The following is a 26620-nucleotide window of genomic DNA, read 5'->3' on the forward strand; positions in this document are numbered from 1 at the left end:
GGCGCTCACGCGCTCGGCACGTAGCCGAGGACTTCGTACGTGTGTTCGGCGTCGTCTTCCGGTTTGGACTCGGTGTACCGCGCCTCGTGGACCCGATCCAGTCGGGCGGCGAGGAGCGTCTTGTAGGCGTCCAGAATCGGTGCTTCGGTGAGCGGGGCTTCCGGCCCCTCGTCTTGGTCGACGATGTTCGCCATGCAGAGCACGCCGTCGGGAGCGAGTAGGCCCGCCACCACGTCGAGGAAGCGGTGGAACTCGGGAACGCTCATCGTATCGCCCATGTAGTAGATGGTTTCGCTCCAGACGACGACGTCGAACTCCTCGTCGAGGCTGTCGAGATACGCGCTCGCCTCGCCGGCGAAGAACGTCGCCCGGTCGGTGTCAGTCCGCTCTCGCGCGCGCTCGACGGCGGCCTCGGAGATGTCGATTCCGTGGAGGTCCGCGTCGGGGAAGCGCTCCAAGAGGAGTTCCGAGTGCACGCCCTCGGCGCACCCGATTTCCAGAATCGAGTCCGGCGAGCCAACGTGGCTCTCGACAACGCGGTTCTGGCGGCGGTATTTGCGTTGCTCGTAGGTCGAGGAGTCGAAGTCCCACGGGTCCGGCTCGTCGAACTCGTCGTCGAAGTAGTCGGCGTTCCAGCCGTCGTTCGGCACGTTAGTTCACCTCCCCATCGGTGGTCTCGGCCGGATTGTAAATGCTCTGGATGACCCGGGACTGGAGCGCCGGGTCCTGGAGCCAGAGTTTGCACAGAACCCCGTACGTGAACAACTGAATCGCCGCGAAGAGGATGAGGTCTCGCGCCTCGGGTTCGACGGCGTAGGCGTCGAGTCGGACGAGGCCGTTCCGGCCGTACAGCGAGCGCTCGCGGACGGCCTGCTCGGCCGGCCCGCCGTTCAGCGTGAACGCGATGAGCGGGACCTTCTGGTCGAAGTCCGCGGACTGGAGGACGTTCCACACGGAGGTTTCGTCGCCGAACAGCACGTCGTTCCACTCGCGATACGTCGCGGATCCCTGCTGTGGAATCGCCGTCACGAGGTAGCTCGAACCGCCGTGGAGGACGTTGACCAGGCGGTGGACGATGTTCTGGAGGTGCGCCGATTCGGCGTGGACGTGGAGAAATTCGGTGAGCTTGAGTTGCGCCTCGTTTCCGAGCCCGCGCTGTGACCCGAGCGTCCCGAATATCGGGTCGCTCTGGAGGTCGTTGTGGCGCTGGAGTTCTTCGATGGCCGCGAGTATCTCGCTTTGACCCGAGAGGCCGGCGGCGTCGTCGCCCTGTTTGAACTGGCCTTCGACGAACTCGTCGAGCGCCCTGAACCGGGCTTGAAACCGCTGGATATCGACGTAGTCGTCGAGGAAGACGACTTGGAGGACGGCAAGTTGCGCGACCAGGCTTTTCGTCGCGTAGATGTCGATTCGCTCTTCGATGTCCGGAAGTGGGACGACGTGGTCGGCGCGCTCCGAGAGGGGGCTGTCCGGGTCGGTCACGGCGACGACGGTCGCCTGCTGGTTCGCACAGAGGTCGAGAACAGAATCCGTCTTCCCGCTCCGCGAGATGGCGACGATGGTGTCGTCCGTCGACGAGTGCATCTCGGTGGCTTCGACGCCGCTGCGGACCTGCGACCGGATGCCACGGTCGCGGAGGCGGTCGGCGAGCCAGTAGCCGACCGACGTCGAGGACCCTTGCCCGGCGATAGTGACGACGCCGTCGGCGTCGAACACCGGCCGCCGAACCGCCTGTCGGAAGGCGTCGTCGGCGATGGTCTCCCAGACCTGCGCTTCGATAGCCTCGTACACGCCCGTCCGCTCGCCCGTATCGCGTGCAATCGAACGAAGGTCGTCTTCGAACAGCTTCGGGATGTTGACCGACGTGCTGTCGTCTGTAAGGTTCGCCTTGATGACCGACCGCACGTATTCGGACGTTTTCTTGTTTTTCTGCTGGGCGATTTCGTCCACCTGCTGCTTGACCCGCTTTGAGACGCGGGCCTGGAGTATCTCGTCTTTCGTCATAGTCGCCGGTATGTCAAACGACGCGATAGTTCTTGTCATCGTGTATGTCATACGATTTTGCCCTACTGTATACGCATATAAACTGTATACGCGGGGTACAAAACACGGCTGATTATGTCACACGCAAGATATTTGTTTACAGTCATACAATCTGTTTGTGTGACGCGAAGACGAAAACGAGACCGTCACGAGAACCCCTACAAACGCGATACACAACAGATTACGATGGCCAACGACTCAACCCAACCCAGAAACTCGACGGAATCGGATTCGAACACTCTGAATATAGACATTAATTCGCGGCACGACCACGGGTGTACCCGCCCGGCGTCGGAGGCACCGGAACGGCCACCGTCCCTAACGACCGTCGTCTTCCGAGCCACCCTCGCGGCGCTCGTCGTGCTTTCGATGTTCGCGGTCGCCGTCCCAGTCGTCACGGCCGACGCCGGCCCGGCGGCACTGTCCGGTCCCCCGACCGCTTCGGTGAGCGCGGACGAGGCGCTCGACGCCCGTGAGGCGGCGAAGGACAGACTCACGGAGCTCCGCCGCCTCGACGACCGACCGATGGTCTCGGTCGAGGCGAGCACGCTCCAGACGGTCCAGAACCGCATCGAGACGGGGAACTTGAGCTACACGCGGGCGAACTACGACACCGCGGCCGAACACTGGTCGGTCGCGGAGAAGCAGGCGACCGCGGCCCTCGCCCGCGCCTATGCCGAGGGGACCGAACGGAACCTCAACGCGACGGTCGGCTTCATCGAAAAGCGCGAAGCGGAGGGGTACGCGACGGCCGACACCGCCGAGTACACCGAGCGCGCCGCCGAACTGCGCGCACAGACCCCCGAGACGCTCGCCGACCACCGGAAGCGCTACCGGGAGGCCCGACAGCTCCACAGCGACGTCGAGTCGTCGCTGCCGTCGATGCACGCGGTCCGACTGGCGAACTGGCTGTCTCCGACGTGGTTCGCGGGCGGGGTTGTCGTCGCCCTCGGCGCGGTGACGATCGTCATCGGCTTCGCCCTCGGCCGCCGCGGACAGTCCAAATCGAAGACGAAACCCGAAATAGACGACCGCGAGGTCGAGGAGTCCGGCCTCAGATAACCACTCACGGAGACATCTATGAACATATCCAACTACGTACGCAACGCGGTTCCGTGGAGCGGCACCGACGAGTCGAACGACGACGCGGTCATCACCGACGGCGCGGGCGGCGGCGCGGTCGAGGCGAACGCGGCGGCGAATCGGCCGACCGGCGACAGCGACGACCACGACGAGAACAGGGTGGGCGTGTTCTTCCCGCCGAACACGCTCGCGGACGTGGTGCGACGCGAGTGGTTCGCCCGCGCCGAGGAGATGCTCGGAACGTCGATTCCGACGCGGTTCGTCCAGGACGTCCGACTCGGGCGCAACCCGCTTCGCATCGAGGACGTCACGCCGATGCTCGCCCCGGAAGTCGAGCGCGAACTGCTCAGGCTGTCGTACGACGCCGACCACGCGCTGGTCCCGTCGTCGCTCGGGACCGGCTTTCCGGCCTACAAGTTCGTCGACGTCGGCCTCGTCTTCGAGGAGACGGTCGACGTGGTCGTTCCCTCGCACAAGACCGCTGACGGGCTGCACAAGAACCCGCAGAACGCGCTGTTGGCCGGCCTCGGCGTCGCGGTCATGGACGCGCCGGCGATACTCATCGACCACCGGGCGCAGGCGGTCGGGATGGACGACGTGCCACCGGAACTGGCGAAGTTCCTCGCGGCGACGACCCACACCGACGTGGCGAACCGGTCGTTCGGCTACTGGAGCGCCGCGATGACGACGGTCCCAATCGGCGGGCGCGCCGAGATGGACCTCAACCCCGCGGTTCAGCGGGCGGCCAACAGCCTCACGCCGTGGCTGTCGGCCGAGCAGTGGGCCCCGTGGGCCATCGAAAACGGTGACATCGAACCCGACGCGACGGTCCCGACGCTGGCCGAGCCGGACCTGATGGTCGTCCTCCCCCACGGCGTCAGCCTCGGCCAGCACCACAACCTCCGGACGATTCACGCGGACGTGGCCAACGCCCACGTCGTCGGCTTCTGGCCGCTCGACGCGGCGTGGATACACACCCACGTCCGGCGGGCCGGCGCGGCGTACATCGACGCGGAAATCCACGACGAGTCGTCGCCGCTCCGGCAGGTGTGGGAGTCGCACACGGCCAAGTTCGGCGTGAGCGACCCCGTGGACCGATGGGAGCGCTTCTACGCCGAGCACGTCGAGCCGGCGCTCCCGGAGCAGTAAGCCGCACCGTCCACAGACGACCCGCGACTCCGCGTTTTCACCGACCATGACAGACGATATCCAACTCGTAGAACTGAGCGCAGTCATCGACCCGACCGACGACGACCACGAGCGCGCCGACGAACCGAGCGACAGCGACCCCGACCGACGCCGCTGGCTCCGCTGGGTCGCGGTCGGAGTGACGGCCGCCGCGCTCCTCGGACTGAGCGCGCTCGCGGTCGTAGACCCGGCTGCGGGCGACGCGGTCGCCTTCCCGAGCCTCGGTCTACTGGGAGCGACGCCGACGCTCCGACCGCGCCTGCGGGCGTTCCGACGGGCCGTGAGGAGACTGGTCCCGTTTCGGACGAACCGAGACGAACCACCGGACCGGCGAAAAGCGAGCGACTCGTCGCTCGATGGGCCGGGCGTTGCGGGCGAGGGCGACCCTGACGACTCCGAAGAAGCCGACCCGACCCCGGACGCCCCGGACCGCGCGGACGGAGACGACGCGAGCGACGCCAGCGACCCGCCGTCGATTTCGGTGAGCCGCCTATCCGACGAGCGGGACGTGTCCGTCATCGTCGACCACCTCATGCGCGCGTCGGACTCGCGGCCGCTCCCGGACGCGTTCGGCGTCGTCTCGCCCATCAAGCGCCCGCTGGCGTCGACGCTCGAAGGCATCCCGCGGGAACTCGGCGTTCACTGTCGGGACGTGAGTCCCGTTCTCGTCGGGACCGCGAACAACGAGACGACCGTCGAGCGCCTCGGACGGACGTACGAGCTACTGCTCGTGGTCACCCCGGACCACGAGGCTGTCCTCTCAGACGTGCTCCGGTACCTCCCGGCGCTGATTCGGACCGATGGGGTCTCCGGTATCGGGTCGGTTCGAACCGTGACACTCCCGGCGTCGGACCGACCCGGGACCGAACGCGAGAGCCAAGGGACCCTGAAGGCGCTCCGCGGACACAAGGGCGAGCCACGACACCCGATGGCCCGGACCGAGCCCGACTTTATCGCCGCATCGGCACCGTCCGAGTGGACGGGACCCGTCCGGTCGGTGCTGTCCGACTACGCGCCGGTCATCGAGGTCGTCGAATGGGACCGCGCCGCAATTCACGTCGCGGGGTTCGTGTTCGCGTCGGCGGTGGACCTCCCCGACCACGTGACCGCGTCCAGCGACGACTCGACGGAGCGCATTCCGCGCGGAGCTTCGTCGTCTGACGACGCCGACGGGCGACCGACCGCGACTGGCAGTTCGACGCCGACTGGCAGTTCAGCCCCCGCTGAGGAGTCAACGACTACCTCCCCGCCCGAGTCCGACGATGCGTCACCTACCGGCTCGACGCCCGAATCGACGGGTGAAGAACCCCCGAAATCGACCGATTCGGACGACGGGGCGGCGCCCCGCGACGAGACGACACAACAGACCACCACGGACGGCGGCCGGGCGTCAGGCGGGACCTACCCGTCCGGCTCCTCGCAGGTGTCCCCGCAAACGAGAGGTGATGAACCCGAGGGGGGCGCACCGCGGACTGATGCGGAATCAGACGACTCGACGATCGGACCGACCCCCGAACAGGACGGGACGGACCGGTCGAGTCAGGGGCCCGATTCGGCACCGGAGACAGACGGGGCGAGTCCGGGCGCTGGCGGTCCCGAAGCCGGGTCGGATGCCGACGACGCCGACGCAGATGACGCCGAGGGTCCAGGTGGCGCTGACAGCGCTGACGGTACTGACGGAACTCCCGAGACGGGAGGCGACACGCCACCGAGCGAACGCGCGCCGTCGGACGACGCGGACACCTCGGCGGGGACGCCCACGAAGCCCCCGAGCGAGTCGACTCAGCCGCCTTCCGAGTCGGACGACTCAGCTCCCGGGTCGGACTCCGCGAAAGTGACGCCCGAGAGCCGGTCGACTGCGCCCGAGCGCGGAACGAATCCTCCGTCCCCGGGCGGAGCGCCGAGCGGCCGAGTGCCGTCCGACGACGAGGCGTCGCAGACTGCACCGAAGTCCGAGACGGCGCTCCCGGCGGAGTTTCCGGTCCCCGCGGGGACGACTCCGGGCGACGAAGCCGACAGTTCGCCGAGCGGTGACGGTTCGAAATCGCCCTCGTCGGAGCCGTCAGCGACGCGACCCGGGGAATCGTCAGCGTCGCCGGCGGCAACCCCCGAGACACCCGCGGACGATGTCGACGCCGGTGCGGGAATCGTCCCGTTCGGCGACGCGCCCGCGTCGAGCGACCCCTCGGTCGTCGACGTGACCGAACACGTGCTGAACGAACTGACGTTTCAGGCCACGGCGACGCCGGGGCGAGAGGTCTACTCGACGGTGTACGCGGACGAGCAGGGGCTGATTCGGCACCACCACGCCATCGATCACCCGGACTTCCTCCGGAGTCGCACGGACTCCATCTCCTTCACGCCGGAGTTCTTCTCGCACCTCCGGCGACTGGCCAGCCTCCACAAGGACATCGACCACCGACTCGCCGGCGGCGCACACTCCCACCCGGTGAGCGGGCAACCGCTCCAGAGTGGCGCGGACAAGCGGTTCGTTCGGAAAGTCTGGCGGAACACCCGAAACACCTCGTTCATCGTCGGCGTGACCGAGGGCGAGGGTCCGGACGAGTGGACGATTGCGGATGACGGCCGTGAAGTCCGACGACAGTCCAACGACCACCTCGTCCGAATCCGCGCGTTCTCGGGACGGAACGAGCCGAAGCGGATTCGACTCCATCAGAACATGGGCCAGTAGTCGTGGCGAGGGTCAAGAGACAGAATACCTTGATATTTGATGTTTTTAATAAAACATATTATATCATAGAATTGTTCGGTGACACAGGCGAACATCTCATCCGACAAAAGAAACCGTATTTTTAGCAGTCAAATCGGGGGAAGTAGGCCAAATCCCACATACACACACGGTGTACTCGCAACACCGATTCGAAAATAGAGGGCACCACGAATATCGGCTCATCAGCCACCAAAACAAGGATTCAAGAGATATCTGACAGCGTAACCAAACAGTACCGCTATCACAGACGCTCAAACATATCTACTCACAGTACATCAAATAATTCTGTGATGTTCGGGTTGCGAACGTAGTCGGCGCTGTGTCGTCGAGCGTGCGCCGACCGGACGCACCGCTGACCGGTTCGGCCCGAACTCGTTCAGTACGACAGCGTCCACTGGCGGTCGATAAGCCAGTCGTCCAACTTCCCGAGCGGGTCCTCCGCGACGTGCGACCCGTGGCTCACGAGGACCGTCTCGATGTCGTAGTCGAACAGTTTGATGAGATTCCGCTCGGCCTCCTCGTGGCTCAGGTCGTTGAACTGCGCCGCGGGCGGGACGAGGAACCCCGGCGGGAGGCCGCGGCGGTCCGAGCCCTCCAGTACGTCGCCGGCGATGAAGACGCCCTCGTCTTCCAAGAGGAGGCCGCTGTTCGCGACCGTGTGACCGGGGACCTGCACGATTCGAATCCCGCCGTCGAGGACCTCGTCGTGGCGGAAGTGCCGGTCGGCCTCGACGTCGAGCGCGTCGTAGAACCCCTTCGCGCCGCCGGGGACGAGGAGTTCGGGGTCGAACGCGTCCAACACCGCGGGCGTCCCGCCGAAGTGGCCCTCGTCGCCGTGGGTGATGATGAAGCGGTCGACGCCGCCGAACTCCGAGCCCAGTACGGACACCAGTTCGTCGCCGTCGTCGGGGAACGCCGTGTCGACCAGCGTGGTCGTGCCAGTCGGTCGGTCTTCGAGGACGAACACGCGGACGTGGTCGAACTGTATCGTGTACACGCCGTCTGCGACTGCTGTTACTGTCATGCGCAGTCGAGGCTACGGCGAGTCGCGGTAAAAAGGGGGTCGCGCGTTCTCAAGGACGGATAACGGGTGCCCCGAAACGGTACTGCGCGACGACCGCCCGGTGGGTGTCGTCCCCGGTAGACGGCTATTCCTCGGCGGCGAGCGTCGAAACGACCGGACACGACGCGTTCAGGAGAATGGACTGGGCGACGCTCCCGAACAGCATCTTCCCGGTGCGCGAGCGCCGTCGCGGACTCACCACGATGTAGCTCGCGTCCTGTTCGTCGGCGTACTCGGTGACTTCCTCGGCCGGGTTGCCGACGAGGCCCACCGTCTCGTACGGGACGGACAGTTCCGGCACGGCGTCTTCGGCCATCTCGGCGGCGGCCGACCGAATCTCCGCCATGTCCTTCGGCTCTTCGGCCTGCGCGCTCGTCAACCCGAGGTCGACGAACTCAGAGCGGGTCAACGCGTGGACGACGTGGACCGGTTCGTCGAACGCCGCCGCCAGCGACGCGGCTTCCGAGACAACGTGTGATGATCGACCTGACCGGTCGACTGCTGCAACAACGACCATACCAGCGTGTACCACGGTGGGATATAATATCGTTTCGCCGAATCCCACTCGGAGCGACCGCCGAACACCGCATCGGAGCGGCTCGCGGCATCTGCGGCTGTTCTCCACGCACGGGTTCGACCGTTGACCCGGGTGATTTTCAACGATGTCGTAACACGAACGGAAATCGGCGAATTTCATTACACAAATACTTCTGTAATTTCACAGATAAAAGTGAGAAAATTACCCTTGTATTTCAACATCGTCGGATTCGAGTGGGCAGTTCGAGCAGCAGACGCCGACGCCGGGGCAGTTGCGGTGGGCACTCGAACGGCAAGACAGAACGGACCGTCACCAGTCGTCGTCCCTCTCGCGAGGCGTCGAAAACGTCAGGCGGTCAGTCCTCGGTTCGACGGTCGACCGGGCGGAGTCGCGGGATGACACTCAGCGGGATGCAGACGGCGTGAGAAAAGCGACGGGGTCGGAGGCGGCGTTACGCGTTCGCGCGAATCGAGCGCACGGCGGGGAGCGCAATCGCGCCCAGACCGAGCAGGATGATGACGAGGGCGATGGGGCTCGTGAGGAAGATGGTCGGCGAGCCGCCCGAGAGGACGAGCGACCGGCGGAGGTTCTCCTCCGCGATGGGCGCGAGGATGAGCCCGAGCACCATCGGTGCCAGCGGGTACCCTCGGAGCCGCATCACGTAGCCCAACACGCCCGCGCCGAGCATGATCCACGCGTCGAAGACGTTACCGCGGAGCGCGATGGCTCCGATGACACACAGCACGAGGATGACGGGCCAGATGTGGGACTTCGGGATGTTGATGAGGCGCGCCCAGTAGTTCGCGCCGAGCATGCCGAAGATGAGGATGAACACGTAGATGAGGAGGAACCCGACGAAGATGGTGTACAGCAGGACCGGCTCCTCCTGGTACAGGCCCGGACCGGGGTTCACGTCGTGGACCAACAGCGCGCCGATGAGGATGGCGGAGACGGAGTCGCCCGGGATACCGAGCGTCAGCGTCGGAATCAGCGCGCCGCCGGTGCTCGCGTTGTTCCCGGATTCGGCGGCCGCGACGCCGCGGATGTTCCCCTCACCGAACGACGGGACGGTGTCTTTGAGCCAGCGGGTGGCCTCGTTGTACGTGATGAACGCGGCGATGTCGCCGCCAGCGCCGGGAATCGCGCCGATGAACGACCCGAGGACCCCCGACCCGACGCTGACCGGGGCGATGGACCGCAGGTCGGAAAGCGAGGGGAACACGCCGGTTATCTCCTGGTCGACGCGGTCGTTCCCGCTGTTGATGCCCTGAGAGTACTTGCGAAGTCCCTCGGCGATGCCGAAGAGACCGATCATGACGGCGATGAACTCGACGCCGGTGAGCAGTTCGGGAAGGTCGAACGTGAAGCGATGGAAGCCAGTCACGGGGTCGATACCGACCGTCGCGACGAGCATCCCGAGCAGTCCCGAGACCATGCCCTTGGTGAGCGAGTCGCCGCTCACGCTGGCGATGATGGTCAGCCCGAAGAAGGCGAGCGCGAAGAACTCCGGCGACCGGAACCGGAGGGCGGCATCGGCGATGACCGGCGAGAAGAACATCAGCGCGAGGACGCTGATGATGCCGCCGACGAACGACGCGATGGTGCTCACGCGAATCGCGCGACCGGCCTCGCCCTTCTGGGAGAGCGGGTGGCCGTCGAAGATGGTCGCCGCCGCCGACGGGGTGCCCGGCGTGCGGATGAGAATCGCCGGAATCGACCCCGCGTAGACCGCGCCGCCGTAGATACCCAACAGGAGAATCATCCCCTGACTCGGCTCCATCGTGAAGGTGAACGACAGCAGGACCGCGATGGTCATCGTCGCGGTCATCCCCGGAATCGACCCCATGAGGATGCCGAGGAAGATACCACCGACCATCAACAGGAGGACGAACGGGTCGGCGAGGTTGACGAGCGCCTGGGAGATGTACTCGACGACCATCAGAAGGTCACCACCAGCGGGAGCTGTGGCAGCAGCCGCGACACCGGGATGACGCCCTCAGGCAGGCGCACGAGGAAAATCCGGCCGAAGATGTAGAACAGCGCGACGGGGAACCCGATCGACAGCGCCGCGACGAGCAACTTCGAGCGGATGTCCGAGTAGTAGAGGACGACCGGCATGAACAGCATGGTCGACACGAGGAACCCTAAAAGCGGCATCAGCAGGACGTATCCGACGAGGAACGCCGTGACGACGGCCGCGGGTCTGAAGTCGAACTCCGAGATTTCGAGTTCCGTCTCGGACCCGGTCAGCACGTCGATACCGGCGAAGAAGATGATGCCGAGCGACACCGCAATCGGGAAGAACGACGGCCCGACGCCGTCACCCGAGGGGAACTGGCTCGCGAAGAAGATGACGACGGCCGAAAACAGGATGAAGAAGACTGACAGCGGACTTGAACGAACACTCTCCAAGCCGATTCTATCAAGCACGGCCCCGACTTTCTGAATTACCATTATTTCTTCTGCCTCGTGGTATGATACCAAGCAATCGTATGTAATAAACATATTGGTCTTTCCGCGCCCGTTCGGGGCTGAAAGTCACGATTTCGACACGAAGCGAAATACGACCGAGACTATCGTCCACCGGCGCGCGCAGCGAGCCGTCGAGAGTGGGCGACTGCACAACGGACCGCGATTCGGTCGCCGGTCGATGGGATCGGCGATGCGACATGTCCGCGGACGACAACGCCGGGGTTCGCGGCCATCGATAGAATTAACCAGCGTTGCGAACTACCGTTCCACCGGAATGAGTGTTAGCAACGTCACCGAGGGTATCGACCAGATTCAGTTCGAACACGTCCGGGTGCTCGTGTTGAAGGACACGCCGGCGGGCAAGACGACGCTCGTGGACACCGGCTTCGACGAGGACGGCGACGAACTCGTCGAGATTCTGGAGCGGGAGTACGGCGGCGTCGACCGCGTCATCATCACCCACGGCGACCACGGCCACCACGGCGGCCTCCCGTCGGTGATGGAGGCGTTCGACCCCGAACTCCTCGCGTCGGCCAACGAGTCGAAGCTCCACGAGGCCATCGACTACGAACCGGACGTGGCGTTCACCGACGGCGACGTGCTCGACGGGAACATCCGCGTCATCGAGGTGCCGGGCCACACGAAGGCGACGTCGGCGCTCCTGCTCGAAGACCGCGGGATTCTCATCTCCGGGGACGCCCTCGACGGGGCCGACCGCGCGGGCCTCCCGGCCGGCTACCTCCTCCCGCCGCCGGCGCTGTTCAACGACGACCACAAGGCCGCAGAGATCAACCTCTACGACCTGCTCCAGTACGACTTCGAGACGCTGCTCGTCTTCCACGGCTCGCACGTCTTCGAGGACCCCAAGGGCAAACTCGACGACTTCCTCGTCGAGCGCGAGTGGGACCCCCGGCCGGAGTGACCCCGACGCTGACCCGTCGTACCGACCGACGCCGACGGCGTCACAGTCCTCGATAGCCCACTCCGCGGCATGCTTTTCCGACTGTCGAATCCGGAGCGACGGCTCCGAAACCGACGTCCGACCGAGACACGCGAGAGTGGTGAGTGACTGGTGAGTGACGGATGACTGACCGATGACTGAGAAATACCGCGGTTGAGAGATGAGTCGCTGCGGCAGTCGGCGACGAACGAGCGGAGTCGGTCGCGTCAGTCTCGAAGGACCGAAACGTCGAACACCGGCTTGCAGGTCTCGCCGGCGAGGAACGCCTCGAAGGCGTCTTCGGACTCGGTGAGCTGGAAGCGGTCGTCGAGGAACGTGGCGTGGTCGACGTCGCCCGTGCCGATGAGTCGGAACGCCCGCTCGAAGTCCTCGAAGGTCGCACCGTAGGTACACTGGAGGTCGATTTCGGCGCGGACGAGCGGCGTGAACTCCATCGTGGTCTCGCCGGTCTGCCCGACGAGAACGATTTGGCCGCCCTTGCGGACCTGCTCGACGGCCATCGGCAGTCCCGACGGGTGGCCGGTCGTGTCGAAGACCACGTCGAAGCCGACGCCGCCGGTCAGCTCGCGCTGGATGGCGGTCAGGTCGTCTTCCTCGATGTTGAGCGCGGGGTAGCCGAGCTCCTCCGCGAGCGGCAGTCGGTAGTTCGTGTCTCGACCGACGCCCGCGACGACGACCTCCGCGCCCTGCGAGGCGGCCACCTGCGCGCAGAGCAATCCGATGGGGCCGGGGCCGGCGACGAGCACTCGGTCGCCCGCTTCGACGCGGGAGTTTCGGAGAACCGCGCGCGTGCAAATCGCCGTCGGCTCGACGAGCGCCGCGTGCTTCGGGTCGACGTTCGACGGTACCGACTGGAGCGCCGACTCGGGGACGGCGATGTAGCCGGCGTACGCGCCGTCGTGGTCGATACCGGTCAGTTCCGCGTCCTGGCAGATGCTCTCCTCGCCGATTTGGCACTGGAAGCACTCGCCGCAGCCGCGAATCGGTCGTTCGACCACGCGCTCACCGACGGAAAACCGGGTGGCGTCGTCGCCGCGTTCGACCACGCGGCCGGTGTACTCGTGGCCGATGATGGTCGGCATGTTCATCCGCTCGAAGGCGGACTTGAACTTGTAGATTCCCGCGTCGCTCCCGCAGAGCCCGGCGTAGTCGATTTCGATGAGGACCTCGTTCGACGCCGGCTCGGGTGTCTCGACGTCGACGAGTTCCATAGCTCCGGGCTCTCGGCTCGTTTTGGCTAACCCGCGCATACATCTCCTTGAATACCGCCGGGGTATAAATCTACGCTCTTGGGGGAGAAGCTTGCGGGCGGCGACCAGTCGCGCTCGCGCGCGAATCTGTTCGTCCGACTCGACGTTCCACAGTTGATTCGACCGAGACGGCGAACGACCCTCGCGGCCGCGCGGAACGAGCGACCACGCCGAACCCGCGGCCTTCGCGCCATATTCGGAGCGACCACAATGCTTATTGTATGGATTGTTCAAACATTCGGGTACAATGGGAGACGATACCATTAGCAATCGGAGTGGACGCAGCGCGCTGAACAGACGGAACTTTATCAAGGCCGCCGGCGTCGGCGGAGTGGCGCTCTCTGCCGGCTGTCTCGGCAGTCTCTCCGGCGAACAGGAGTGGCCCTCTCGGCCGGTCGAAGTCATCTCCCCGTGGTCGGCCGGGGGCGGGGCCGACCGAACCAGTCGCGCGGTCGCCGACGCGGCCGAGAACCACACCGATGTCTCGTGGAACGTCAGCAACCAGACCGGCGGCTCCGGCTCGGTCGGGATGAACGCGGCGGCCAACGCCGAACCCGACGGCCACACCATCGGCTGTACGGCCCCGGAAATCGCGCTGTTCGAACACCTCGGTATCGCCGACCTCAGCCCCGACGACATCACGCCCATCATGCAGTACACCGAGTTCCCCGCGGCGCTCGTCGTCAGCGAGGACGCTGAGTTCTCCACGCTCGAAGAGTGGATTACCTACGGGCAGGACAACACCCTGCAGATGGCGAACTCCGGCTTCGGCTCGTCGTGGCACATGGCGGCCGCCGGCATCGCCAGCGAGGCCGGCGTCAACGTCGAACACATCTCCTACGAGGGTGCCGCGCCGGCCATGACGGCCGTCGTGAACGGCGAGGTCGACTGTACCGCGGTCGGCGCGGCCGAGGTCGCCCCGCAGGTCCAAGACGGCGGCCTGACCGCCCTCGGCGTGGCGTTCGACCAGCAGGTCGAGGCGCTCCCGAACACGCCGACGCTCCAAGATCAGGGCCTCGACATCTCCATCGGCTCGTGGCTCGCGCACTTCGCGCCCGCCGGCATCGACGACGAGCTGAAGCAACAGCTCGCCGACGTGTACAGCGCCGTCTACGAGGACGACTCGTTCGTGGAGTTCATGGAGAACAACAACTTCATCCGCGTCGAACGCGGCCCCGACGAGCTCCAGGACTTCCTCGACCAGCAGTACGAGTTCTACGGCAACCTCGTCGACGAACTCGGCATCGAAGAGCAGTAAGCCGCACTCGAATCCCGACTCCCCCGCGACTGAGGCACCCTACTCGACACGTACCTGCGCCCTTCTCCCTTTCGTCGGTTCCCGTGCCACCGCGAGCGCCAGTAGTTTCGACTCGGAGCGCGGACCGCAAGCGTTCGACCGACCGATAGTTTAACGTGAATCGTCCGCATCGAGTCGGGTATGCACACGATAGAGCCCGACGTAGAGCGACCGGACCGCGAACTCGTCGAGGCGTTCGAGGAGATTCCGAGTACCATCGTCTCCGACGTGACCGGTAACATCGGACTGACCATGGACGCCGGCCTCCGGCCCGCCTACGACGGCGTCGAGATGGCCGGGACCGCGGTCACGGTGAAGGCCGCGCCCGGCGACAACCTCATCATCCACAAGGCAATCACGATGACCGAGCCCGGCGACGTGCTCATCATCGACTGCGACGGCTACACCGACACGGGCCACGTCGGCGAACTGATGTGTACCTCCTGTCAGGCGAACGGCCTCGCCGGGCTGGTCATCGACGGCGCGTACCGCGACAGTCGGGAAATCGCCGAGATGGAGTTCCCGGTGTACGGTCGCGGCGTCAACCCGCAGGGGCCGCTCAAGCAGGACCCCGGCTCCATCAACGTCACCGTCTCCGTCGGCGGCGTGAGCGTCGACCCCGGCGACATCGTCATCGGCGACGACGACGGGCTTGCGGTCATCCCCCGCGAGGGAGCCGAGGAGGTCCTCGAACGCGCCCACGAGAAGCTCAGCGCCGAGGACTCCGTCCGCGAGGAAGTGCTGGACGGCGAGTACCTCTACGAACTCAACGGCTACGACGAACTGTTCGAGAACCTGACCATCGTCGGTCCCGAAGACTCGATTCAGTAACGTCACCGAAGACGCGGCGAACCGCGACTGCGACCGACTCGAACAGTCCGCGCATCGACTGTCATGCCACCCGCGCGACCCGCGTTTTTCCGAGACCTCACCAGTCGCGAGCGACGCGTCGGCCCCGCGACGCCGACGGTCGAGGCGTTCGACCCTTCGAACTCCAACATCGTTGAAACGAATCGGTGCTATTAGGGACGCGGTGGCCGAGTATCGAGTCATGACGAACTCCACCGGGTCGGGCTCGCGGCGGATACAGAGCGTCGAACAGGCGTTCGACATCATCCGATACCTCCGCGAGGTCGACGGCGCGACGCTGTCGGAGACCGCCGAGGACATGGAGATGCCGGTCAGCACGGCGCACATCCATCTGGCGACGCTCGTGGACACCGACTACGTCGTCAAGGTCGGAAACGAGTACCGCTGTAGCCTCCGGTTCCTCGAGATGGGCGGGTCGATGCGCGACGGGATGGCGCTGTACCGGGTCGCCAAGCCGGAACTCGACGAACTGAAAGAGCAGACCGGCGAACACACCAACGTGACGGTCGAACAAAACGGGTTCGCCGTCCAACTCTACAAGGCCCAGAGCCCGGAGTCCATCGACGACGACGCGCCGCTCGGCGACCACCTCTACCTCCACTCGACGGCGACGGGGAAGGCAATGCTCGCGGAGCACTCGCGGGACGAGGTCGACCGAATCATCGACCGCCGCGGCCTCCCGGCGCTGACCGACGACACCATCACCGACCGCGAGGCGCTCCACGAGGACCTCGAAGTGGTTCGCGACCGTGGCTACTCCATCAACCGCGGCGAACACTACCCCGGCGTCTGCGCCGTCGGAACCGCAATCACTTCGGAGCCGGACGACGCCGTCGGCGCGATAAGCATCAGCGGCCCGATGAGCCGTATCGAGCCGGGGCGTATCGAGGAGGAACTCGGCCCGGCGCTCCTGAACAAGAAGAACATCATCGAGCTGAAAATCAAGCAGTACTGAGCGGGCGGTCTCGCCGCCGCCGGGCGTGGCCGTCGCTCCCGGTGACGGTCTGCCGTCGTCTCACTCGGGCGGGCTGTCCCACTCGGAGCCGTCGTCGGCCGGTTCGTAGTCGAGGACCGCCTTCGCGTGGTCGATGTCGAACCAGCGGGCCTTGTTGCCGCTCACCGCGTAGAACGTGTCGTAGGTGACCGACTCGTCTTCGAGACAGCATTCGAGCAGGTGCGCGAAGTCCCGCTGGGAGGTCCACGTCGCCTTGAGTCGCTTGACCATCTCCTCGTACTCGGTGCTCCCGCGCTCCCACGACCCGGTCTGGGACTGGTCCCACACCTCGCCCTCCTCGACTTTGTGCTCGTCACCGCGGTCGACGCCGCGCTCCGCGTCGCCGTAGGGGTGGTCGTAGCGCTCGGTCCGCACGCTGGAGATGCGAATCGAGTAGACCTGGTTCGGCGCGCCGTCGCGGCGGGCGTGCGTCCGGCAGATGTGCTCGCCGAACACCTTCGAGGCACCGTAGTAGCCGTCGGGCTTCGGGAGCGTCTCGTGGGTGAGCCGAAGCGGGTCGTACTTACTGGGATAGTCCTCCTCGTAGAGGTCGGGCGCGAGGTCCTCCTCGTACAGCCCAACCACGCGCTGGGAGGAGGCGTAGATGAGCTTCTCGACGCCGGCGTCCTCCATCGCCTTGAGGACGTTGTACGTGCCCATGATGTTCGGCTCGACGATGTCCTCGAAGGCCGCGCCCGCGTCGGACTGCGCGGCGAGGTGGATAACGGCGTCCTGCCCGTCGAACGCCGGGCGAATCGCCTCGTAATCCGCGATGTCTGCGACGAACGTCTCGTACTCCGGGTGTTCGGTCCGGTCGAGATACGTGAACTCGTACTCCTCTCGGTCCGCGAGGTGGTTGAGAATCGCTTCGCCCGCCTCACCGAACGGACCCGTGACTAGGACTTGCTGCGTAACCATCGATACTGAGGGATACGGAACTCGCCGATTTAAATCTTGGTGGCGGCGGTAAGTTCAGCCCGGTCAAGCGAGCGACGTGTCGACGCATATTTTTCGACATCGTTGAAACGAATTTGGGCTGTAAGACCATGATGATTACAGACATAAGTTTGTAATCTATTGCGGGCGAACAGCGTCGTCGGCCGAGATTTCGCGGCTCTCGCTTCGTTACAACATTATAGAAACGGCGGCGTCAGCGACTGCAGTTGGGGTTTCACGGCGATGACAGGACCCGGCTCGACGCGCCCGCCGAGGGAACTATTTTTATACGAGTGATTGGTATCAAATCCCATGGGTGCGGACGCATACGCGCTGGCCGGAGTGACCGAGACGCTAACCGAAGCGACGGCCGCGGAGGGCATCGCCGACTACGTCGAGTTCCGGATGGACGGGGCAGTCCACCCGCTCGACGCGCTCGACGAGTACGACCGAGAGGTCCCGCTCATCGTCTCGAACCGGCCGGAGTGGGCCGGCGGCACCGCCGGTGAGTCCGACCGACTGGAGACCCTCGCGGCCGCCGCCGCGTTCGACGCCGTCGAGATGGTCGACGTGGAACTCCGGACGATTCGCGGGTGCGAGTGGCTTCGGGACGAGCTGCGCGCGCACGACGTCGAACTGGTCGTCTCTCACTACGACCGCCGCGAAACCCCTCAGAAATCAGAACTGAGTCGGATTATATCAGAATGTAGTGAATACGGTGACGTGGCGAAAGTCGTCGTGTTCGCCGAGGAGAAGACGGACTCGCTTTCGCTGTTACAGTCGTTCAACGCCGCCTCCGAGCGAGGCGTGCGTGTCACCGGGTACGCGCTGGGAGATATCGGCCGTCACACCCGCGTTATCGGCGTCTTCTACGGCGCGTCTATCGCCTACGCGCCCATCGTCAGCGACGAGCGCGGCCCGAACGACATCGACCTCAGAAAGCTCTCGAACCTCCTCGATTGGGTCTCTTCCGCGCGCTGAGGTCGGGATATCCGGTGCCAAGCGCGCGAACTCGGACGCGCATCGACGCGACCGAGGTGTCCCGAAGAGCAGTCCGTGGTTCTCGGAACCGAGGGCGAGAGCGTCGAGGACATCGAACGTCAAACGGAGATAGTATCAAGAATAACGCACTCAAAGAAATCCGATAGTTTCGTTAGAATCTCCGTCTCATCTCGACCGCGCGTGGGTCAGCGACGATCTGTGCTCGCCCAGTTGGGCGGGGAGTCCGTGCGCCCGCACGCTCACTCGCGGGACATCAGCACCGGCGACTGTCTCTCGCCGGACCCGACTCGGTCCCACCGGTCTCGACGCGGGTCAACAGCGAATAGCCGACCACGAGCGACGAACGCCGAAGATATCTCGGCTCCATTCAAAACCGCGCCGACAGAGCGTCGGTTCACGGCTGATATTCTCGATGAACGTTCCGGAGAATTCGCTGAAAACGGCCTCTCTCACCGCCTACGCGGGGTGAGAGGTCTTGCGGCGACAGCTAAGATTTATAGGCGACGGGGTGATAGGCGTTCACATGAAACTCGACGAGTCTGCACTGGCGGCGACAACAAACGACCTCACACGAGAGGTAGACGCACGAGGGGTGGCAGACCTCATCGAATTCCGAATGGACAAGGCGGACGACCCGCTCGAACAACTCGCCGCGTACGACGGCGAACTCCCGATAATCGCGACCAATCGCGCTCGCTGGTTCGGGGGAAAGGCAAGCGACACCGGACGACTGGACGACCTGTTTTCCGCATCTCGGTACGACGCTGTGGAGTTCGTGGACATCGAACTCGAGACCGTACGCGCCAAGGAGTGGCTGGCTCACGAGTTCCGCGAGAACGACGTGCAGCTCATCATCTCGCATCACGACTTCGAGGAGACGCCCGAGCGCGAGGTGCTCGATGCCATCATCGAGCAGTGCGCGGAGTTCGGCGACATCGCGAAGGTGGCGGTGTACCCCCAGAATCAGGGTGACACGCTCACCCTTCTGGAGGCCGTCAACGACGCGACCAACCGCGGCATCGACGTGGCCGGCATCTCCATGGGCGAAATCGGAAGCCACACGCGCGTCATCGGCCATCTCTACGGGTCGAAGCTCGGATACGCGCCCCTCCTCGCGGACAACAACGACTACGCGCCGGGGCAGATTCCGCTCGAAAAGCTCGCCTCGCTCATCGAACTCACCAAGAACGAGCGCGTCGACGGACAGGTCATCGACACGATTCGGAGCGAAGTGTCGGTGCCGAAGGAACTGACGCTCTCGGACTGACGGCCGCGACTCACCGGTCGCCCGCCGTCAGCAGACTCGTTTCATCTCTTCTCGCCGCGGACTCGTTGCCCGGCGTCAGTCGGCAAGTCGTTCGACGTCCGTCAGCACCGCGCTCGCCGTCTCGGGACCGCCGGCCCCTTGGCCGGTGATGCCCAGTCGGCCGCAGTAGTCGGCTTCGATTTGGACGGCGTTTTCCGTTCCCGACGGGGCGACCGCCCCGTGTCCGGGCACCAACCGCGGGCCGACACGGACCGCGCCGTCCGCGACTTCGACGATGAGTCGAATCGTCTGACCGTCTTCCTGTGCGAGGTCGAGCATGCTCCCCGAAAGCTCCTGAATCCCCTCGACGTCGGCGTCGTCGAGCGTGAACTCCGTCTCGCCCTCGGAGAGGACGTTGGCGACGATGACGCCCTTGAGCGCCGTGTCCGTGCCGTCCACGTCGAAGGTGGGGTCGGCCTCGGCGACGCCGAGGTCCTGTGCCTCCGCGAGGACGTGCTCGTAGTCGAGTCCCTCGGCGGCCATCCGCGAGAGGACGAAGTTGGCCGTCCCGTTCAACACGCCGTAGACCGCCGACACCCGCGACGGGCCCACGTCCTCGATGGTCGAGAGGATGGGAAGCGCGCCGCCGACCGTCGCGCCGAAGCGGACGGTCCCCTCGCTCTCGGCTTCGAGCGCCCGCACGTCTGCGTAGCGTTCGGCGACCGGGCCCTTGTTCGCCAAGACGACATCGCGGTCGTCGGCCAGCGCGCGCTCGACGTGCGAGAAGCCGGGTTCGGCGTCGCCGAGCGTCGTCGGCGTCGCCTCCACCAACACGTCGTAGTCGGCGTCGAACACCGCTTCGGGGTCCGCCTCGCCGACCACGCCGTCTTCCTGCTTCTTCGCGAGCACCGCGTCGGCGTCGATACCGTCGGCGTCGACGACGGCGCTCTCGGAGTCCGCGAACGCCGTCACGACGTGGCCGTGTTCGGCGGCGAGTTCGACGACTGCGCTTCCGACCGCACCGGCACCGAGCACGCAGAGTCTCACGCGCGACCCCCCACCGTCAGCGGTTCGACGAGTTGCAGGTCCTTCTCGTCGGCAATCTCGCGCATCGCGGCGAGAACCTTCTCGGTCGAGCCGGATTCGGCGGCCAGTTGGAAGCGGGCGCTGGAGACGTCGATAGAGCCGGCGGGCGCGGACAGCGAGATGTCGGTGACCGTCGCGTTCCGCGTCGCCTCGATCTGCGTCAGCGTGTCGGAGAGGTCCGTCTCGATGAGGTGCCCGGAGAGGATGATGGTCAGGCGCTCGCTGTAGCGCTCGGTTCCGGCCTGAATGACGTTGATGCCGGCGTCGCTCAGCCCTTCGACGATGTTGTCGAAGCGGTCGGGCGTCGCCTCGATATCGACTTCCACCGGGATGTAGCCGCGCGGGGTGACGTTACCGCGCTCGTGGAAAATCGAGAGGAGGTTCCCCCCGTGGTCGGCGATAGGCTGCAGCGAGCGCAGGAGTTCGCCGGGCTCGTCGACGAGTTCGAGTCGAAGCGTGTACGCTTGGACGTCGTTGTGCACCTCACTCATCCGTACAACACCGTACCAACGTGTCGTTCATTGTCGGGAGTCGAGCGAGCACACCCATATACGTATTGCGTTCGAACGGCTCGGACGCCGACCGCGGACGCGGCCGTCGTCCCGCCTGCTGTGAGAGAGTCATCGCTGAGGGTTCGCCGTACGCACGTCGGCCCGAAATGTACTCAGGTTCGCTACAAAGATTACCGCGCCGGGCCGACGAGCGAGAACCGAGAATGAATCAGAATAGCCACAATACTATCGGCTGACGATAAACTATCGGACTTCACGCAGATATTGATTCAAACATAGATATGGCTAATTTGCTATCAAAAATGCCACTAACGATGTTCTACAAAATATTTTCGAGAATTATTAGTCGAGGAATAGTCGAGGGGTTCTCGGCACGACCAATACTCACCTGTAGTTGTGCTCTATATACAAACTACTCTCCGCCGATTCCAGAGATTCTAAACAAACAATAGTTAACATCCCACACAGCGTAGAGTCGGGTGTATCCGCCGCGGTCGGCGAGCGAACGCGCGGCCGTCCGCGGACGGGTGCGATGGAGAGGAGAGAACACAGAATGGCATCAGCAAGCACACCGACACCGACGCCGACCGGGAACGAGCGAATCGCTCGACGCTTCCCGGAGGAAGTCGCGAGCGAGGGGAACATCGGCCTCATCGACGAGATTTGTGCCGAGGACGTCCTCGACCACAGCCCGCTCGGAGAGGTTCGCGGACGCGACGATCTCAAAGCGCAGATTTCGGGCCTTCGAGAATCGTTCAGCGACTTCTCGGCGACGGTCGAAGACGCGATTACGGAGGGTGACACGGTCGCGATGCGCGTCACGCTCCGCGGGACGCACGACGGCACGTTCATGGACATCGAACCGACCGGGAAGACCGTCGAAGTCGGCAACATGCTGTTCACTCGCATCGAAGACGGCATGATAGCCGAGCGGTGGGTCCAACCGGACATGCTCGGCATGCTCACGCAACTCGGTGCGGTCGAACCGCCCGAGCCGTGACTAACGGAACCGATACTTTTTGCGCGACGGACGCGTCGCTCGGCAACTAAGAAGGAAGCACGGGCGACCGGGCACCCGCCCGCACTCCACGGACACTGGGGAAAAACCTCCCCTGTATACGCAACCCAAGTGCAGGTATCTACCTGCAGTAGACGCTACAACGTCCTCTGTTAAAACATTTTTCAAATGTCATATGTGGAGTGTGGACAGCAGTCACTCGTCGGCGGCTGACGAGTCAGCCGTCGAACTTCGAAAGTCTGCGGCGCTCCTGTGCGAGGATTCGCGCCCAGTAGTCGAACAGGACGCTGTCGATGTCGTACACGTCGGCGATGCGTCGGACCCACTCGTCGTCCGAAAACAGCAGTCGCTGGAAGGTCCGCACGTCGGGGTCGAGGTCGGTCCGCCGGCCGGTGTAGTAGGCGACGGTCTGCTCGCGGGTCCGCTCGACCAACAGCGGGGGGACGAAGATGCCCGACTCGCGGGCGACGTAGGTGAACCACTCCACGTGGAGGATGGCGTCGGCGAGGACGAACCGCTCGGCGAAGCCGTCGACGTACGCCGTCGCGGGTCGGCCGTCGACGTACACGTCTTCCGGCCGGGAGAACCGCGGCACCGACAGGTGCGGGAGGTCGTCGGCGTACCGCTCGGCGACCCGCCGCAGGCGGTACTTGGCGTAGGCACACGGGGCCGCGAGGCCGAGTTCGTACCACAGCGGCATCCACTGGCAGAACGGGTCGCAGAACACCGCGTCGGCCAGTAGGTCGGCGGCGACCGAACGGGCGAGGTCCGGGGGGAGGTCAGTCCGCCCCGCCCGCATGGCGTCCGTCGCGCGGACCACCCGCGACTCGAAGTCGCCGACGCGGAGGCCCATGCCCGCGGCCACGTCGTGGACGTACTCGGCACCGATTCGGTACCAGTCCGCGAAGTCGGCGGGCCGGCGGAGTCGAAGGAGGCACAGAACGGTCACAGGAGAACTACGGGGGACGGCGGTTTGGCTCTATCCCCGTTGCGAACGGAAGACGGCGCGGTCGACGGGCGATTCCCGCGGCGGCGACGGCGACGCGAGGGCGGCACCTACCGGCGGTCGAACGAGAGCGCGAGCGGCGTCGCGTTGCTCAGGTTGTCGCTGACCGGACAGCGCGATTCGACCGCGGAGAGCCACGCGCCGATGGTCTCGGCGTCGGCGTCGACGTCGGCGGTGACCGCGACGCGAACCTCCTCGTAGCCGGCGCGGGCGTCGTCGCCCTTGCCCATGAACTTCGCGGGGTTCAGGTCGCCCTCGATGGAGATTTCGAGGTCCCGTACGTCGAGGTCCATCTCGCGGGCGACCACGTGGGCCGTGACGTTCAGACAGCCGGCGAGCGCGCCGAGGAGGTACTCGACGGGGTTCGGGCCGGCGTTCGCCCCGCCCAGCGATTCGGGCTCGTCGACGACGAACTCGAAGCCGCGGGTGGAGACGCGGGTCTCGGTCGGCGATGCGGCTTCCGCGGCGACGGCGAAGGTCAGGGTCTGGGATTTCTCGGCGGACATGCCTAGAGAGAGACGCGCCGGGACGATAGCCACAGAAGACGGTTCTCAGCCCTCGGGAAGCGTGTTAGCGACTGTCTGGCCCGGGTTCTATCGCGGCCGAATCGCCCACGTCGTCCGCCAACACGTCGTCGAGTCCCCACTCCGACGCCCTCGCGCGGGCCTCCTCGCGGGCCTCGGACCGAATCTCCTCGATTGCGTCGGCGTCGGCGAGGAACGCTTCGACCGCGCTCCGGTCGCGGCCCTCCTCGCGGCGGGCGGCGGGGGCGGCGTCGGTGGTCCGCTCGGCCAACCGCTCGTCGCCGGCGAGGACGCGGGCCGGCTCGCCCGGCGGGACGCGGAACTCCTCGACCTCGTGGGCGTCCGCGAGGGCGTCGGCGTCGACGGCGTGGACCGCGGCGCGGGTCGGGCCGGTGACGGCGAACCCCTCCAGCCCGTCGCGGCCGCCGACCTCGCGCTCCGTGTCGTAGGCGAGGACGGGGACCCCGTCTTCGAACGTGACGACGCCGCGGGTGGTCTCGCCGAGGAGGAGCGCGTCCTGCGGCTCGAAGACGACGTAGCCGGTCAGTTCCTCGTCGAGTACCGCCCGAAGCACCGCCGCGGCGTCGTCGACGACGCGCGACCGGCGGAGTTCGCCCCGCGGGATTCTCATATCCGCTCGGGGGCGACGGCGCTCTTGAACCGCTCTGCCACGTCGCGGCCGTCGCCGTCGCGCACGTCGAGTCGGGCGGCCGCCTCGCGGAAGGCGTCGGCGGCCGGGTCGTCGGGGGCGTGCGCGAGGAGGGGTTTCCCCTCGCGGCGGGCCGCGCGGACCGCGTCGCTCTCGGGGACCGACGCGAGGGTCTGCCCACCGAAGTAGCGGCCGGCCTGCTCGGCGATTGCATCGACGTTCTCGTCGGGGCGCACGCGGTTGAACACCACGCCCGCCGTGTCGGTGCCGTAGGAGTGGGCGTACTCCTGGACTTTCAGCCCGTCGGACAAAGAGGGGACGGTAGGCTGGAGGACGACGACGATGCGGTCCGCGAGGACGACGGGGAGCACCGCGCTCTTCGAGCCGAGCGCGGCGGGCGAATCGAGGAGGAGCACGTCCGTGTCGGCGGCGAGTTCGGCAACCACGTCGCGGAGGCGACCGGGGTCCGCGGCCTCGAACGCGGCGAGACTCGTCCCACAGGGGACGACCGACATGCCGAACCGCTCGTAGACCGCGTCGGACACCGCGGCGTCGCGCTCGTCGATGAGTAAGTCGTGGAGCGTCACGTCGGCGTCGTCCAACCCGGCGTGGAACAGCAGGTTCGCCATGCCCGTGTCCGCGTCGATGACAGTCACGTCGTAGTCCTCGGCGAGCGCCATCCCCAGCGCGAGCGTACTCGTCGTCTTCCCCGTGCCGCCCTTCCCGCTGGCGACGGCGAACGCCTCGACCATGCCCCCACGTGCCCGGTGATTTCGCATAAGTGTTCGGAACGGGTGTGGACGCGCGCCGACGAATGTCGTGTCAAACAGTAACAAGCATTATTAGTGAGGGAATCATGGTGTGAAACGACCACCGATGTTCCGAATTGCTATCCAATCGTTCGCTTTCGCAGTCGATGGCTCGACGTTCGCGGTGTACGCGACCCTCCTCACAATCGCGTTCATCGTGTACCTGAATCGGTGACTCGGCGTCGGTTCGAACCGTGACGTGCAGACGAGTTCCGCGGCCCCGCGCCGGACGAGACTGGCGTTGAGTGCCCGGTCGGCGTCGGCTCGTCGTCACTCAGGGGGCGGAGAGTCGGCGTTCGACGGGGCAGCGGCTCAGCCCGCGGCGGCTCAGACCGCTTCGGCGAGCGCGTCGAGCAGGCGGTCGTTCTCGTCCGGGCGGCGGACGTTGATTCTGACGTGCGAGTCGAGGCGCTGGTAGTCGCGAGCGTCGCGGACGGCGAAGCCGCGCCGCCGAGTCTCGTGGAGGACGCGGTCCACGTCGGCGGCGCGGAACAAGACGAGCGTGCTGTCGGCGGGGTGCGGGTCGTAGCCGAGTCGGTCCAGCCCCGCGATTATCCGCGGGCGCTCCCGTTCGACCCGGTCGCGCGTCGCTTCGAGGAAGTCGTCCTGTTTGAGACAGAAGGTCGCGACTTCCACCGCCGGGGCCGACAGCACCCACGTACAACGCGCTCGCGAGAGCCGGTCGCCGAGGTCACCTGTCGCGGCCGCGAATCCCGCACGAAGCGAGGGGACGCCGAAGACGTTCGTCACCGAGTGGAGGGCGATGACGCCGTCGAGGCCGGCCGTGCTCGGGAGACGCGTGAAGCCGAGGTACGATTCGTCGACGATGACGGGCGTGTCGGCCCGGCGGCAGTCGTCGATGAACGCCCGAAGCTCGTCTCGCGGATAGGCCGTCCCGAGCGGGTTCGCGGGGTAGCTGAGAATCACCGTCGCGTGCTCGGCGGGGTCGACGGTTTCGAGCAGTCGGTCGTGGGGCACGTGGACCGGTTCGCCCCCTTGGAGCCGGATTTCGCGGGCGTACTCGCCACAGCAGGGGGCCGGAAGCGCCACGCTGTCGCCCGGCGAGACGGTCACTCCGACGGCGAGCCGCATCGCCTCGATGACGCCCGCGGCGGGGACGACCTCGTCGGGGTTACAGCCGACGAACTCCGCGGCGGCGACGCGGAACCCCGAGTAGTCGTCCAACGAGTACCGCCGCGAGGTGGAGAGCGCCGACTCGTAGACGCCGGCGAGTCCGGAGGGGCGCTCCGGGTTCGAGCCGGTGCTGAAATCGACGAGCGAGTGGTCGGCGGTCCCGCCGTGGGTCACGTGGTCGACGTCGGAAACGGAACCGGGGTCCATA

The 26620-nt window shown here is 65.7% G+C and carries 25 protein-coding genes; 10 read left to right on the plus strand and 15 right to left on the minus strand.

What is annotated here, in order from left to right:
- Nucleotides 1–5: 5 nt before the first annotated feature.
- Nucleotides 6–650 carry a class I SAM-dependent methyltransferase gene (locus AUR65_RS18270; protein ID WP_058568537.1) on the minus strand — a complete coding sequence of 215 codons (645 nt, stop codon included), beginning with the start codon at nt 648–650 and terminating at the stop codon, nt 6–8.
- Between the two features lies 1 nt (nt 651).
- On the minus strand, nt 652–2004 hold the full coding sequence (locus tag AUR65_RS18275) for an SIS domain-containing protein (protein ID WP_058568538.1): 1353 nt from the start codon (nt 2002–2004) through the stop codon (nt 652–654).
- Nucleotides 2005–2412: 408 nt separating this feature from the next.
- Between AUR65_RS18275 and AUR65_RS18280 the strand changes: the two genes are divergently transcribed.
- Genes AUR65_RS18280 through AUR65_RS18290 form a run of 3 tightly spaced genes read left to right on the plus strand, consistent with a single transcriptional unit; the run spans nt 2413 to nt 7006 of the window.
- A complete protein-coding gene (locus AUR65_RS18280; protein ID WP_233194427.1) occupies nt 2413–3105 on the plus strand; it encodes a hypothetical protein in 693 nt (230 codons plus the stop codon).
- An 18-nt stretch (nt 3106–3123) separates the two neighbouring features.
- On the plus strand, nt 3124–4275 hold the full coding sequence (locus tag AUR65_RS18285; RefSeq protein ID WP_058568539.1) for a hypothetical protein: 1152 nt from the start codon (nt 3124–3126) through the stop codon (nt 4273–4275).
- Between the two features lie 46 nt (nt 4276–4321).
- Complete coding sequence (locus AUR65_RS18290; RefSeq protein WP_058568540.1) at nt 4322–7006, plus strand: hypothetical protein; 2685 nt, start codon at nt 4322–4324, stop codon at nt 7004–7006.
- Between the two features lie 415 nt (nt 7007–7421).
- On the opposite strand, the gene AUR65_RS18295 is transcribed toward AUR65_RS18290, so the two are convergent.
- From AUR65_RS18295 to AUR65_RS18310, 4 genes are all read right to left on the minus strand, one after another.
- On the minus strand, nt 7422–8069 hold the full coding sequence (locus tag AUR65_RS18295; protein WP_058568541.1) for an MBL fold metallo-hydrolase: 648 nt from the start codon (nt 8067–8069) through the stop codon (nt 7422–7424).
- A gap of 124 nt (nt 8070–8193) precedes the next feature.
- A complete protein-coding gene (locus AUR65_RS18300) occupies nt 8194–8625 on the minus strand; it encodes a universal stress protein (protein WP_058568542.1) in 432 nt (143 codons plus the stop codon).
- 472 nt (nt 8626–9097) lie between these two features.
- Nucleotides 9098–10585 (minus strand): tripartite tricarboxylate transporter permease, encoded by a 1488-nt coding sequence (locus AUR65_RS18305; RefSeq protein WP_058568543.1) that lies wholly within the window; start codon nt 10583–10585, stop codon nt 9098–9100.
- Entirely contained in the window at nt 10585–11100 is a 516-nt protein-coding gene (locus AUR65_RS18310) for a tripartite tricarboxylate transporter TctB family protein (RefSeq protein WP_058568544.1), read from the minus strand. The genes AUR65_RS18305 and AUR65_RS18310 overlap by 1 nt, the downstream gene beginning before the upstream one ends.
- Before the next feature lie 292 nt (nt 11101–11392).
- On the opposite strand from AUR65_RS18310, the gene AUR65_RS18315 reads away from it, so the two are divergent.
- On the plus strand, nt 11393–12040 hold the full coding sequence (locus tag AUR65_RS18315) for an MBL fold metallo-hydrolase (RefSeq protein WP_058568545.1): 648 nt from the start codon (nt 11393–11395) through the stop codon (nt 12038–12040).
- Nucleotides 12041–12285: 245 nt separating this feature from the next.
- Here the strand turns inward: AUR65_RS18315 and AUR65_RS18320 are convergent, their stop codons facing one another.
- Nucleotides 12286–13329 carry a zinc-dependent alcohol dehydrogenase gene (locus AUR65_RS18320; RefSeq protein ID WP_058568546.1) on the minus strand — a complete coding sequence of 348 codons (1044 nt, stop codon included), beginning with the start codon at nt 13327–13329 and terminating at the stop codon, nt 12286–12288.
- A 247-nt stretch (nt 13330–13576) separates the two neighbouring features.
- Between AUR65_RS18320 and AUR65_RS18325 the strand changes: the two genes are divergently transcribed.
- The 3 genes from AUR65_RS18325 to AUR65_RS18335 all read left to right on the plus strand — a co-directional run bounded on the left by AUR65_RS18325 (nt 13577) and on the right by AUR65_RS18335 (nt 16451).
- Nucleotides 13577–14587, plus strand: coding sequence for a Bug family tripartite tricarboxylate transporter substrate binding protein (locus AUR65_RS18325; RefSeq protein ID WP_058568547.1), 1011 nt, complete (start codon nt 13577–13579; stop codon nt 14585–14587).
- Nucleotides 14588–14767: 180 nt separating this feature from the next.
- Nucleotides 14768–15457 carry a 4-carboxy-4-hydroxy-2-oxoadipate aldolase/oxaloacetate decarboxylase gene (locus AUR65_RS18330; RefSeq protein ID WP_058568548.1) on the plus strand — a complete coding sequence of 230 codons (690 nt, stop codon included), beginning with the start codon at nt 14768–14770 and terminating at the stop codon, nt 15455–15457.
- A gap of 220 nt (nt 15458–15677) precedes the next feature.
- A complete protein-coding gene (locus AUR65_RS18335) occupies nt 15678–16451 on the plus strand; it encodes an IclR family transcriptional regulator (protein ID WP_058568549.1) in 774 nt (257 codons plus the stop codon).
- Between the two features lie 60 nt (nt 16452–16511).
- On the opposite strand, the gene AUR65_RS18340 is transcribed toward AUR65_RS18335, so the two are convergent.
- Nucleotides 16512–17408, minus strand: a complete 897-nt coding sequence (locus AUR65_RS18340; protein ID WP_058568550.1) for an NAD-dependent epimerase/dehydratase family protein — start codon at nt 17406–17408, stop codon at nt 16512–16514.
- Nucleotides 17409–17738: 330 nt separating this feature from the next.
- Here AUR65_RS18340 and AUR65_RS18345 point away from each other — a divergent pair, with 330 nt between their 5' ends.
- On the plus strand, nt 17739–18407 hold the full coding sequence (locus tag AUR65_RS18345; protein WP_058568551.1) for a type I 3-dehydroquinate dehydratase: 669 nt from the start codon (nt 17739–17741) through the stop codon (nt 18405–18407).
- Between the two features lie 613 nt (nt 18408–19020).
- Nucleotides 19021–19695 (plus strand): type I 3-dehydroquinate dehydratase, encoded by a 675-nt coding sequence (locus AUR65_RS18350; RefSeq protein ID WP_084816540.1) that lies wholly within the window; start codon nt 19021–19023, stop codon nt 19693–19695.
- A gap of 75 nt (nt 19696–19770) precedes the next feature.
- Here AUR65_RS18350 and AUR65_RS18355 read toward each other — a convergent pair whose 3' ends face one another.
- Nucleotides 19771–20721 carry a homoserine dehydrogenase gene (locus AUR65_RS18355; RefSeq protein WP_058568553.1) on the minus strand — a complete coding sequence of 317 codons (951 nt, stop codon included), beginning with the start codon at nt 20719–20721 and terminating at the stop codon, nt 19771–19773.
- Nucleotides 20718–21251 (minus strand): hypothetical protein, encoded by a 534-nt coding sequence (locus AUR65_RS18360; RefSeq protein ID WP_058568554.1) that lies wholly within the window; start codon nt 21249–21251, stop codon nt 20718–20720. The genes AUR65_RS18355 and AUR65_RS18360 overlap by 4 nt, the downstream gene beginning before the upstream one ends.
- Nucleotides 21252–21825: 574 nt before the next feature.
- Between AUR65_RS18360 and AUR65_RS18365 the strand changes: the two genes are divergently transcribed.
- Nucleotides 21826–22272 carry an ester cyclase gene (locus AUR65_RS18365; RefSeq protein ID WP_058568555.1) on the plus strand — a complete coding sequence of 149 codons (447 nt, stop codon included), beginning with the start codon at nt 21826–21828 and terminating at the stop codon, nt 22270–22272.
- A gap of 235 nt (nt 22273–22507) precedes the next feature.
- Here AUR65_RS18365 and AUR65_RS18370 read toward each other — a convergent pair whose 3' ends face one another.
- The 5 genes from AUR65_RS18370 to AUR65_RS18390 all read right to left on the minus strand — a co-directional run bounded on the left by AUR65_RS18370 (nt 22508) and on the right by AUR65_RS18390 (nt 26619).
- A complete protein-coding gene (locus AUR65_RS18370) occupies nt 22508–23239 on the minus strand; it encodes a hypothetical protein (RefSeq protein ID WP_058568556.1) in 732 nt (243 codons plus the stop codon).
- Between the two features lie 107 nt (nt 23240–23346).
- Complete coding sequence (locus AUR65_RS18375) at nt 23347–23802, minus strand: OsmC family protein (RefSeq protein ID WP_058568557.1); 456 nt, start codon at nt 23800–23802, stop codon at nt 23347–23349.
- 64 nt (nt 23803–23866) lie between these two features.
- Nucleotides 23867–24451, minus strand: a complete 585-nt coding sequence (locus tag AUR65_RS18380; RefSeq protein ID WP_058568558.1) for a hypothetical protein — start codon at nt 24449–24451, stop codon at nt 23867–23869.
- Nucleotides 24448–25221 carry a nucleotide-binding protein gene (locus AUR65_RS18385; protein ID WP_058568559.1) on the minus strand — a complete coding sequence of 258 codons (774 nt, stop codon included), beginning with the start codon at nt 25219–25221 and terminating at the stop codon, nt 24448–24450. The genes AUR65_RS18380 and AUR65_RS18385 overlap by 4 nt, the downstream gene beginning before the upstream one ends.
- Before the next feature lie 384 nt (nt 25222–25605).
- Nucleotides 25606–26619 carry a pyridoxal phosphate-dependent aminotransferase gene (locus AUR65_RS18390; RefSeq protein ID WP_058568560.1) on the minus strand — a complete coding sequence of 338 codons (1014 nt, stop codon included), beginning with the start codon at nt 26617–26619 and terminating at the stop codon, nt 25606–25608.
- Nucleotide 26620: the final 1 nt, after the last annotated feature.

The organism is Haloferax marisrubri, from assembly GCF_001469875.2.
GTDB classification, from domain to species: domain Archaea; phylum Halobacteriota; class Halobacteria; order Halobacteriales; family Haloferacaceae; genus Haloferax; species Haloferax marisrubri.